Source organism: Pseudomonas sp. 2VD (genome assembly GCF_005503585.1).
In the GTDB taxonomy this organism is placed as follows: Bacteria; Pseudomonadota; Gammaproteobacteria; order Pseudomonadales; family Pseudomonadaceae; genus Pseudomonas; species Pseudomonas aeruginosa.
Genome location: NZ_SCND01000230.1, coordinates 1 through 9920, shown reverse-complemented (window position 1 = coordinate 9920; position 9920 = coordinate 1). Strand labels below are relative to the sequence as shown.

Here is a 9920-nt window from a genome sequence, read left to right as displayed (position 1 = left end):
GCTGCTGGTCGGCGCCGGGCTCCTGCTGCGCCTGGCCAGCGGCGAGACGTCGGGCCTGGTGGCGCTCGGCGGCGGCGCCTGTGCCTGGCTGCTGTTCAACAGCCGGGCGATGCAACGCTACATGGAACTGGTCTACGCCCAGCGCCTGTACCGCGCCCAGTCGGCCAACCGCCCCGGTTCGGCGCAGCGGCGCCTGGCCAACCAGGCCGCCTACCGCGAACGCAAGCGACGCGAGCGCTCCGGGCGATCCTGAACCAGACTGTCGCCCTGCGACCTTCTGCGCATTGGCGGGCGCCGCCACCAGCGCGTAGGGTAACGCGCTCTCTCTCCTCGGCCTCAAGGACGACCCGGACATGAAGATCGACTCAGCCTCCAGCTCTCCGAGCCTGGCCCAGCGGCAGCTGATGACCCGCACTCCCGACCAGGATTTCCAGCGCGACTTCCAGGCCGCCTACGCGCGCCTCGCGGTCGCCGCCGAAGGCAGCGCGGAGCAGGCCGGGGCGCTGGCCGACACCCTCGGCGCCACCCAGCTGGAATACAGCCGGGTGCGCGGCGTCAGCCTGGAAGACCAGTTGCGCTTCGCCCATGTGCTCAACCGCGCCTGCGAAAACGGCGCGCAACTGGACGCCCGCGGCTTCCTCGCCCGCCTGGGCGCCGACGACCTGCAGGCGCTGCAGCGCAACATGGGCCTGGCCGAGCCGATCCGGGTCGAGGCGCTGAGCGAGGAAGGCGCGCGCAACCTGCTGCTGCCGGAAGGCTACAGCGTCGACCTGGACGGCGACGGCATCACCGAGGTGGGCGCCGCGAAGATCCGCCACTTCCCCCCGCGCGACGCACCGCAGGCCTTCCTCGACCAGTGGCTGGCGCTCACCGCCGGCATGGACGGCGCCGCCTATTCGAACGCCCGCGACGGGTTGCAATGGGCTTTCGATATCCGCGCCATGGCCGGCCAGCCCCTGGCCACCGACCAGTTGGCCAGCTACCGCACGGCGGTGGACGACTACCTGGGCATGCTCGCCGAGCACCGCCACGCCCTGGTTCCCGGCCAGTATGAACGCGACCTGCCGCTGTACCAGGCGCTGCGCCAGCGCCTGGCCTGAGGTCGCCTACTCTTTGACTTCCATGTAGTCGCGGGCCCAGGCCTGGTACTCCTCGGGGAAGGTGTACTTCTTCGACAACTCCGAGGCGGTCAGGTCCGAGGCCACCGCCCCGCGCTCCTCGCGCAGGCAGTCGTAGGTCGCCTTGATCGCGGCGAAATAGGCGGCGTGGCCGTTGACCACGACACGCACGCCGAGCCGCGCCAGGCGGGCGTCGTCGCGCAGTTGCGGATTACCGTAGGTGACCAGCATCAGCGGGATGTGCAGGTGCTCGGCGATCGCCTCGAGGTGGGCGAAGTCGCGCACGCCGACCAGGCAGATGCCATCGGCGCCGGCTTCCTGGTAGGCCAGGGTGCGCTGGATCACCGCATCGACGTCGATCAGTTCGGCGTTGGTCCGGGCAATGATGGTCAACGCCGGGTCGACCCTCGCCTCCAGGGCCGCGCGGATCTTGCCGACGCCTTCCTCGACGCAGATCAGGTCGGTGGACTTGCGCCCGAACTGCGCCGGCAGCAGGGTGTCCTCGATGGTCAGCGCAGCGATTCCGGCGCGCTCCAGTTCGACCACCGTACGCATTACGTTCAGCGCGTTGCCGTAGCCGTGGTCGGCGTCGGCGATCACCGGCAGGCGCGCCACCCGGCCGATGCGGGTGGCCTGCTCGACGAATTCGCTGAGGGTGATCAGGGCGAAGTCCGGCGCCGCCAGGACCTGCAGGGAAGCCACCGAACCGCCGAGGATGCCGCACTCGAAGCCGAGGTCGGCGGCGATGCGCGCCGACATGGGATCGAACACGGAAGCGGTGTGGTAGCAACGGGAGGAGTCCAACAGCGCGCGAAACATCGCACGCAACTCATGGTGTGAGGCTCTATGCATGACGAAATCCAGGACAACACGGCAAGACGGAGTGGGAAAGCAGCGCCAACATAGCACCATGCGCGGGCCCCTTGGCAAATCCGTATACAAAGGTCGGGGCGGCCCGCACGGACGTACCAGGACGCTTCCTGCCGATCGCCGGCGGTGAAATCCGCGACGCTCTCGCATACACTGCGCGGCCGTTTTTTTCCCGGACCGTTTCGCGCCATGAACCCGAGCACCGCCGCCCGCGCCCTGGGCATCGATTTTGGCACCTCCAACTCCACCGTCGGCTGGTGGCGGCCGGAGGTCGAACCGCTGATCGAGCTGGAGGACGGCAAGATCACCCTGCCCTCGGTGGTGTTCTTCAACGTCGAGGAGCGCCGCCCGGTCTACGGCCGCCAGGCGCTCGGCGAGTACCTGGAGGGCTACGAGGGCCGGCTGATGCGCTCGCTGAAGAGCCTGCTGGGCTCCAAGCTGCTGAAGAGCGAGACCACCGTGCTCGGCAGCGCCCTGCCGTTCAAGGACCTGCTCGGCCTGTTCATCGGCCAGCTCAAGGCGCGCGGCGAGGCCGCCGCCGGGCAAGCCTTCGACGCGGTGGTGCTGGGTCGCCCGGTGTTCTTCGTCGACGACGACCCGGAGGCCGACCGCGAGGCCCAGGACACCCTGGTGCAGGTGGCCAACAAGCTCGGCTTCAAGGAGGTTTCCTTCCAGTACGAACCGATCGCCGCGGCCTTCGACTACGAGCGCGGCATCCAGCGCGAGGAACTGGTCCTGATCGTCGACATCGGCGGCGGCACCTCGGACTTCTCCCTGGTGCGCCTGGCGCCGGAGCGGCGCAACCTGGCCGAGCGCCAGGACGACATCCTGGCCACCGGCGGCGTGCACATCGGCGGTACCGACTTCGACAAGCAGCTCAGCCTGGAAGGCGTGATGCCGCTGTTCGGCTACGGCAGCCGGATGAAGAGCGACGCCTTCATGCCCACCAGCTACCACCTGAACCTGGCCACTTGGCACACCATCAACGCGGTGTACGCGCAGAAGTCGCAATTGGCGCTGAAGAACATGCGCTACGACATCGTCGACAGCACCGGCATCGACCGCCTCTTCAGGCTCATCGAGGAACGCGCCGGGCACTGGCTGGCGATGCAGGTGGAAGACAGCAAGATCCGCCTGACCGAAACCGAGCGCCTGCACCTCTCGCTGGAGCGCATCGAGGCCGGGCTCGGCGTGGAGCTGACCCGTGGGCTGTTCGAGAACGCCGTCGACGGACTGCTGGAGCGCGTGCGCAACAGCGTCGCGCAACTGCTGGCCTCGGCCGGGGTCGACCCGGACCGGGTCGACACGGTGTTCTTCACCGGCGGTTCGAGCGGCATTCCGGCGCTGCGCCGGAGCGTCTCGGCGATGCTGCCCAACGCCCGTCATGTCGAGGGCAACCTGTTCGGCAGCATCGGCAGCGGCCTGGCCATCGAGGCGAAGAAGCGCTATGGCTGAGCCGCCCTGGTCGTGCCCCTGCCCTATAGGGGGATAAGGTCACACCGGGCCCGCCATGGCGGATAACCGCGAGCGGTTATCCGCCCTACGCCAGGACCACGCCACACCCGTCCGCAGGGCGGATAACGCCACAGGCGTTATCCGCCGCCACACCGAGCCCGACGAGGGTGGGGCTCACTTCTTCAGGCAGGTGCTCATGAACGCCTTGCGTTCGTCGCCCTTGAGCGCCTTGGCGGTGGCGTCGGCGTTGCAGGTCTTCATCTTCTCCTGCTGGGTCGCCGCCTTGGCGCTGCCGCCGGCCTTCAGGCAACTGCTCATGAATGCCTTGCGCTCGTCGCCCTTGAGCGACTTGGCGCTGGCGTCGGCGTTGCAGCTCTTCATCTTCTCCTGCTGGGCGGTGGCCTTGCCGCCGGCAGGCGCGCCGGCCTTCAGGCAGCCGCTCATGAACGCCTTGCGTTCGTCGCCCTTGAGCGCCTTGGTGGTGGCCTCGGCGTTGCAGGCGGTCATCTTCTCCTGCTGCGCGGTGGCAGCGAAACCATGGGCCGAGACGGCCATGGCCAATACGAACATCGGGATACGCAGGATATTCATCGAACTCTCCTTGAAGGGCTGCACGTTCGCATGCAGGTGCGCTGAAGTCTAGCGACTGCGGCGGGCTTTGCAGGGGCTGGGAACGCGTCCTGTGCGCTTGCGACAAGCGTCATGTTTCGCGGCTAGACTGACGCTTCGCACGAGGAGGAGTTCCATGCAACAGGTCATCGCGGTGAGCCTCTGCGCCACCCACGCGTTCAGCAAGCAAGTGCGTCCCGCCATCCGCCTCCTGAAAGGCCTCGGCGTCGAGGGCGACGCCCACCACGGCGTCACCGTGAAGCACCGCTCGCGGGTGCGGCAGGACCCGACCCAGCCGAACCTACGCCAGGTCCACCTGATCCACGAGGAACTGCACGACGACCTACGCGCCAGCGGCTTCGCCATCGGCCCAGGGACCATGGGCGAGAACATCACCACCCGTGGCGTCGACCTGCTCGGCCTGCCCACCGGCACCCGCCTGCGCCTGGGGGAAAGCGCCCTGGTCGAGCTGACCGGCCTGCGCAATCCCTGCTCGCAGCTGGACAACTACCAGCCCGGACTGACCGCCGCCGTGCTCGGCCGCGACGAACAGGGCAACCTGATTCGCAAGGCCGGGGTGATGGCGATCGTCCTGGAAGACGGCGAGGTTCGCCCCGGCGACGCCATCGATATCCAGCTGCCACCCTTGCCGCACCGGGCCCTGGAGAAGGTCTGAGGCAATCCGCCGCGATTCCGGGCGAACTCTGCGCGAGGGCCTGCGTTCCAATGTTGGCAAGCACCGCTCAACCACAAGGAGTCACAGCATGTACAAGCAGTCACTGGCGGCACTGTTCGTGATGGCAACCCTGGCCGGCTGCGCGTCGACCAAGGTGCAGAACCCGGTCAACTACATCACCTTCCGCAACGAACCGCTGGTCAAGGATGTCGAGAAAGGCATGAGCCAGCAGGAAGTCCTGCGCATCGGCGGCACGCCTTCCGGCACCCAGAAGCGCCTGATGAAACCGGGGAGCTGCAACAGCTACATCCTCAATAAGGACGGCCAGCAGCAGCCGTTCTACGTCAGTTTCGACGGCAGCGGCAAGGTCGACGGCTCGGGCTTCCTGAGCTGCTCCGAGCTGGACCGCCACGAGCGCGACGCCCGCCCCTGACGGCTCGACGCCCCGCTTCCTTACGGAGGCGGGGCGTCTGCGTTCAGGCCCGGGACAGGGCCTCGATCAGTTCAGCCTTGCGCATCGTCGAACGACCGCGGATGTCACGCTTGCGCGCCAGCTGCATCAATTCCTCGCGGGTCATCTCGCTCACCGAGGTGCTGCCCTGACGTTTGCCACGGCTCGCCGAGCCGCGGTTGGCCGGTCTCCCTGAGCGGGCCTGGGCGGCGCGATGGGCCGAGTCCTTGCGGTCGGCGCGCTTGGCCGTCTCGCTCTTGGCGCGGCCGGAACCGCCCTTGCGCTCGCCGCCGCCGGACTGCTTGTTCACCGTCGCCCAGGCGCGCGCCTCGGCTTCCGATTCGCTCACACCCTTGGCCTTGTAGCTCTCCTCGATGTGCTCGGCCTTGCGCTGCTGCTTGTCGCTGTACTTGCTCTTGTCGCCACGGGGCATGGGGATATCTCCCTTTGCGATGGGTTCACTGTTGGGACCGGGAGGCGACGGCGGACGTTCAGAGAAAGTGCGCACCGGCACAAACCCCTTGACCTTGCCCCAGGGGCAATCCGTAGTCTGCCGCTATCCCGCAGCAGGAACCGGAAATGCTCACCATCGGCCAACTGGCGCGAATCTTCGAGATCTCCACCAAGACGCTTCGCCACTACGATGCCATCGGCCTGTTCGTCCCCGCGCGCACCGGTAGCGACAACGGCTACCGCTACTACCAGCCGGAACAGATCGAGCAGCTCTCGCGCATACTCGCGCTGCGCCGGCTGGACGTTCCGCTGGAAGCCATCGACCGCCTGAAACGCGATGGCGCGCTGGACGACCCGCAACGCCTGCGGCATTTCCTGCAACGACACCAGCACACCCTGCGCGAAGAAATAAGCGCCCGCCAGCGCCTGCTGGCGGAACTCGACCGAACCCTGGCGACGCTCGCCCACTGGAGGATCCGCAACATGCATGCACGAATCGTCGAACGTCCCGCCTTCAGCGTGGTGGGCATGGAATACTTCGGCAGCGCCCCCGGCGACACCATCGGCCAGCTCTGGGAGCGCTTCATCCCGCGCGAGCACGAGATCGCTGGCAAGCACGATCCCGAGGTCTCCTATGGCATCTGCGCGCAGCAGCCCAACGGTGAATTCCACTACGTCGCCGGCTTCGAGGTGCAGGAAGGCTGGCCGGTGCCGGAGGGCATGGTGCGCTTCCAGGTGCCGGCGCAGAAGTACGCGGTGTTCACCCACAAGGGCACGGCGCCGCAGATCGCCGAGAGCTTCCAGGCGATCTACAGCCACCTGCTCGCCGAACGCGGCCTGGAGCCCAAGGCGGGGGTCGACTTCGAATACTACGACCAGCGTTTCCGCGGACCGCTGGATCCGAACTCGCAAGTCGACCTGTATATCCCCATCTACTGACTCAGCGCTTGCCGGCCGGCGCCTTGGCCGGCTGGCGCATGCGTTGCAGCAGGGCGGTGCACTGGTTGTCGTCGCTCTTGCTCGGCGCCACCAGAGCCAGCAGGCTGGCCGCCGGGCCCACCGCCACGCCGAGGGCGATCATTCCCGCGCCGCGCGCCACCAGCGGCCCGGCGTGGACCCCGGCGTCGGGCTTGGCGAAGGTGCCGCGCACGTACAGCGGCGAGCGCAGCGAGAAGATCCGCAGGCCCTTGCTGTGCGGGGTGACATCGAGGTCGAGCTTCTCGTTGGCGAAGTTCACCGTGCCGTCGACGTTGACCAGCGCGTTCTCGGTGTCGAAGACGAACAGCCGGCTGGTCATCAGGCCCTTCTGCAGGCCGAAGTCGGCGGCCGCGCAGTTGATCTTCACCTCGTCGTCGCCGAACAGCTTGGTCACCAGGTAGTTTCCGACATTGAGGCCGGCGATTTCGGTCAGGCCCTTGCTGATCGCGCCGTCGTTGATCAGCATCTTCAATTCGCCATCGGCGCCGCCGAGGATCTTCGCCACCGAATTGCCACTGCCGCTGAGACTGGCGTCGCCGTTCAGCTCGCCGAAGCTGGTCTGCATCGGCGCGAAGCCGGGGAACAACTGCTTCAGCTTGAAGCCCCGCGCGCTCATCTTCACTCGGCTCTGCATCGGCTGCTTGCCGCCGTCCAGGCGGATGTCCGACTCCAGCTTGCCGCCGGCCACGCCGAAGCGCAGGGGCTCCAGGCGCAGCAGGCCGTCGTTGAGCACCAGATGGGTATAGAGGTCGCTGATCGGCAACTGGTCGCTGTGGACGATACGCTTGCCGGTGAATTCCACGTCGGCGTCCATGTCGCGCCAGCGCTCGGTACGGAATTCCTCCACCGGCAGCACCTTGTCGCCCGGCTGGCGGCTGGTCTGCCCGCGCTTCTGTTTCTCGGCATTGCTGTCGGCGCCGATCAGCGGGCCGAGGTCGGCAAAGCGCAGTTGCTCGGAGGTCAGCTTTCCGGACAGCTTCGGCCTAGGCTGGCGAGCGACAAAGGTCAGGCTGCCGTGCAGGTCGCTGGCGCCGACCTTGCCGTTGAAGTTCTCGTAGCGGAACAGTGCGCCGCCCTCCTCCTTGAGCCGCGCCAGCAGGTGTCCGTCGGTGGAGTAGGCCGGAGTGTCCGGCAGGGTGATGCCGGTCAGCGGATAGAGATTGGCCATGCTGGTCCCGGACAGCTTCAGGCGCAGGTCGAGGGCGCCGAGGTTGAGCGGGTCGGTCAGGGTGCCGACCACCGCGGCACGGGTGCTGCCGGCACTGACCTCGGCCTGTAGCGGGAAGGGCTTGCTCGCATCCTGCAACGCCAGCATCCCGCCGACCTTGCCCGAGCCGGCCAGAGCCTGGCCCTTGTAGGTGCCCTTGACCTTCCAGCCGAACACATAGTCCTGGGCGTTCGCCGCATCGCCCGTGGCCAGCGCCTTGCCGGCCAACTGGCCGAACGGCACCGGCTTGCCGAGCGGGTCGACCAGCACTTCCAGGCGGGTCTTCAAACGCTGGTCGTCGAGGCTGACGCTACCCTTGTCGAAACCGATCTCGCGGATGTCCAGTTGCCAGGCGGACGGCTCGTCGCTGTCGCTGGCAGGCAGGTCGAAATCCCAGTTGGCGCGGCCGTCGGCCAGGCGCAGGAGGTCGGCGCGCGGCTGGGTCAGCTTGATCTGTGGAATGCGGATGGTCTGCCAGAGCAACGGCAACGGCGCGAGGCGGAATTCGATGCGTTCCAGGCTGGCGAACTCGCTCGCCTTGGTCTTGCCCGCCGTCCACTCCGGGTTGCCGAGGGTGATGTCCTCGGCGCTGAAGCGCGGCCAGGGGATCCAGGCGCGCCAGCCTTCCTCGCCCTCCTCGCGGCGCCAGGCTACGGCGAGGTTGCCGTTGATGGCGAACGGGCGGTTCAGCGCCGCCGAGACCTTTTCGTTGAGGGTGGGCTTGATCAGGTTCCAGTCGAAGGTGGCGATGAACACCACCAACGCCGCCAGCAGCAGGACCAGGCTGGCGAGGCTCCAGGTCAGGATCTTTCGGCCGCGCGTCATGCACAACTCCTTTTCGCCGCGTCGGTTGTCGGGCAGGCGCGGCAGCGCGCCTCGCTCAGCCCGTCAGTGTGCAGGCTGGCCCATGGACTCGCCAGCGCGAATACGCCGGCCCGTTCCGTTAGGACCGGCGAAACGCCGGCATTGCTCCCCGTCCCACGCATTTCAGGCAAAAGGCCAGTTCGGCGGCGGGTCGATAAAACTTTTTCGACCGCGCGGGACTCACACCTTAGGTAAGCAGAAAAAGCCGGCCGCAGAGCCGGCCCTTTTCACCGGATCAGCCTCAAGGAGAAAACCGATGACCACCGTTCACCTGACGGACGTCCAGACCCTTCGCGACCGTGCCCGCAAGAACATCCAGGAAGGCGCGGTCACCGAAGGCTATTCGGCCGATCGCCAGACCGTCCTGCGCCTGCTCAACGAAGCGCTCGCCACCGAGCTGGTCTGCTTCCTGCGCTACAAGCGCCACTACTTCATGGCCACCGGCCTTAAGGCGAGCATCGCCGCCGCCGAGTTCCTCGAGCACGCCAACCAGGAAATGCAGCATGCCGACCAGTTGGCCGAGCGCATCATGCAACTGGGCGGCGAGCCGGACTTCAATCCGCGCGGCCTGGAGGAGCGCTCCCATGCCGAATACGTCGAAGGCAAGACCCTGAAGGACATGGTCACCGAGAACCTGATCGCCGAGCGCATCGCCATCGACAGCTATCGCGAGATCATCACCTACCTCGGTAACGACGACCCCACCACCCGACGCATTTTCGAGGAAATCCTGGCCCAGGAAGAAGAACACGCGGACGACATGGCCGACATCCTCGACGACCTCGCCTGACTCCAGAGCAAGACCCGTCCGAGAGCCGGCGCCCGCAGCGCCGGCTTTTCTTTTCACCTTATTTATCCAATTTATCGATTAAATAGAGAAAAGCTAACTATCCTTTACGAAATCTGCGAAATCACAAAAATAATCAATTAACTTACTGATAAATAATAAGAAAAAATATAATCACCAATATCGATAGACACTATCATCGCACTTCGTTTTTAAATCGATTTATCCGAACTGAAAATGACTCCAACGCAACCAACAACCCACTCGGAGTCACCGCCATGAAAGCTTCCCTGATCCTCGGCCTCGCCCTCGCCACCCTGACCGCCAACGCCGCCTTCGCCGCCGATGGCTCCAGCCGCACCATCGACCGGCTGCACCAGGACATGTCCAGCGTCGAACTGCGCATCGCCGACAACGGCAGCGAGCAGACCATCGACCGCCTGCACAAGGAC

10 protein-coding genes and 2 pseudogenes are annotated in these 9920 nt (G+C 66.4%); 8 read left to right on the top strand and 4 right to left on the bottom strand.

All coding sequences use genetic code 11. The annotated features are described in order from the left end of the window. A pseudogene (locus FFS27_RS21820) lies at positions 1–253 on the top strand (hypothetical protein); the annotation flags it as partial. Between the two features lie 100 nt (positions 254–353). Further along, entirely contained in the window at positions 354–1100 is a 747-nt protein-coding gene (locus FFS27_RS21815) for a hypothetical protein (protein ID WP_003095466.1), read from the top strand. A gap of 6 nt (positions 1101–1106) precedes the next feature. Here the strand turns inward: FFS27_RS21815 and FFS27_RS21810 are convergent, their stop codons facing one another. Next, a complete protein-coding gene (locus tag FFS27_RS21810; RefSeq protein WP_003121125.1) occupies positions 1107–1970 on the bottom strand; it encodes an isocitrate lyase/PEP mutase family protein in 864 nt (287 codons plus the stop codon). Between the two features lie 207 nt (positions 1971–2177). On the opposite strand from FFS27_RS21810, the gene FFS27_RS21805 reads away from it, so the two are divergent. Continuing rightward, a complete protein-coding gene (locus FFS27_RS21805; protein WP_003095476.1) occupies positions 2178–3443 on the top strand; it encodes an Hsp70 family protein in 1266 nt (421 codons plus the stop codon). Between the two features lie 174 nt (positions 3444–3617). Here the strand turns inward: FFS27_RS21805 and FFS27_RS21800 are convergent, their stop codons facing one another. Further along, positions 3618–4034: a PsiF family protein gene (locus tag FFS27_RS21800; RefSeq protein WP_003095479.1), complete on the bottom strand. Its 417-nt coding sequence runs from the start codon at positions 4032–4034 to the stop codon at positions 3618–3620. Positions 4035–4188: 154 nt separating this feature from the next. On the opposite strand from FFS27_RS21800, the gene FFS27_RS21795 reads away from it, so the two are divergent. After that, on the top strand, positions 4189–4728 hold the full coding sequence (locus FFS27_RS21795) for an MOSC domain-containing protein (protein ID WP_021263659.1): 540 nt from the start codon (positions 4189–4191) through the stop codon (positions 4726–4728). A gap of 88 nt (positions 4729–4816) precedes the next feature. Then, complete coding sequence (gene osmE / locus FFS27_RS21790) at positions 4817–5161, top strand: osmotically-inducible lipoprotein OsmE (protein ID WP_003095488.1); 345 nt, start codon at positions 4817–4819, stop codon at positions 5159–5161. 43 nt (positions 5162–5204) lie between these two features. Here osmE and FFS27_RS21785 read toward each other — a convergent pair whose 3' ends face one another. Next, complete coding sequence (locus FFS27_RS21785) at positions 5205–5612, bottom strand: Rho termination factor N-terminal domain-containing protein (protein ID WP_003095492.1); 408 nt, start codon at positions 5610–5612, stop codon at positions 5205–5207. A gap of 146 nt (positions 5613–5758) precedes the next feature. On the opposite strand from FFS27_RS21785, the gene brlR reads away from it, so the two are divergent. Continuing rightward, positions 5759–6571, top strand: a complete 813-nt coding sequence (gene brlR / locus FFS27_RS21780; RefSeq protein WP_003095496.1) for a c-di-GMP-binding multidrug transporter transcriptional regulator BrlR — start codon at positions 5759–5761, stop codon at positions 6569–6571. A gap of 1 nt (position 6572) precedes the next feature. Here brlR and FFS27_RS21775 read toward each other — a convergent pair whose 3' ends face one another. Next, entirely contained in the window at positions 6573–8642 is a 2070-nt protein-coding gene (locus FFS27_RS21775; RefSeq protein ID WP_003110936.1) for an AsmA family protein, read from the bottom strand. 295 nt (positions 8643–8937) lie between these two features. Here FFS27_RS21775 and FFS27_RS21770 point away from each other — a divergent pair, with 295 nt between their 5' ends. Both FFS27_RS21770 and FFS27_RS33685 read left to right on the top strand, forming a co-directional pair. Beyond that, complete coding sequence (locus tag FFS27_RS21770) at positions 8938–9471, top strand: ferritin-like domain-containing protein (protein ID WP_021263658.1); 534 nt, start codon at positions 8938–8940, stop codon at positions 9469–9471. A 275-nt stretch (positions 9472–9746) separates the two neighbouring features. Next, positions 9747–9920: pseudogene (locus FFS27_RS33685) on the top strand (hypothetical protein); the annotation flags it as partial.

Excerpts from the sequence above, each read along its gene's own strand:
- FFS27_RS21815 (WP_003095466.1), top strand. The coding sequence starts at position 354 with ATGAAGATCGACTCAGCCTCCAGCTCTCCGAGCCTGGCCCAGCGGCAG.
- FFS27_RS21810 (WP_003121125.1), bottom strand. The coding sequence starts at position 1,970 with ATGCATAGAGCCTCACACCATGAGTTGCGTGCGATGTTTCGCGCGCTG.
- FFS27_RS21805 (WP_003095476.1), top strand. The coding sequence starts at position 2,178 with ATGAACCCGAGCACCGCCGCCCGCGCCCTGGGCATCGATTTTGGCACC.
- FFS27_RS21800 (WP_003095479.1), bottom strand. The coding sequence starts at position 4,034 with ATGAATATCCTGCGTATCCCGATGTTCGTATTGGCCATGGCCGTCTCG.
- FFS27_RS21795 (WP_021263659.1), top strand. The coding sequence starts at position 4,189 with ATGCAACAGGTCATCGCGGTGAGCCTCTGCGCCACCCACGCGTTCAGC.
- osmE (WP_003095488.1), top strand. The coding sequence starts at position 4,817 with ATGTACAAGCAGTCACTGGCGGCACTGTTCGTGATGGCAACCCTGGCC.
- FFS27_RS21785 (WP_003095492.1), bottom strand. The coding sequence starts at position 5,612 with ATGCCCCGTGGCGACAAGAGCAAGTACAGCGACAAGCAGCAGCGCAAG.
- brlR (WP_003095496.1), top strand. The coding sequence starts at position 5,759 with ATGCTCACCATCGGCCAACTGGCGCGAATCTTCGAGATCTCCACCAAG.
- FFS27_RS21775 (WP_003110936.1), bottom strand. The coding sequence starts at position 8,642 with ATGACGCGCGGCCGAAAGATCCTGACCTGGAGCCTCGCCAGCCTGGTC.
- FFS27_RS21770 (WP_021263658.1), top strand. The coding sequence starts at position 8,938 with ATGACCACCGTTCACCTGACGGACGTCCAGACCCTTCGCGACCGTGCC.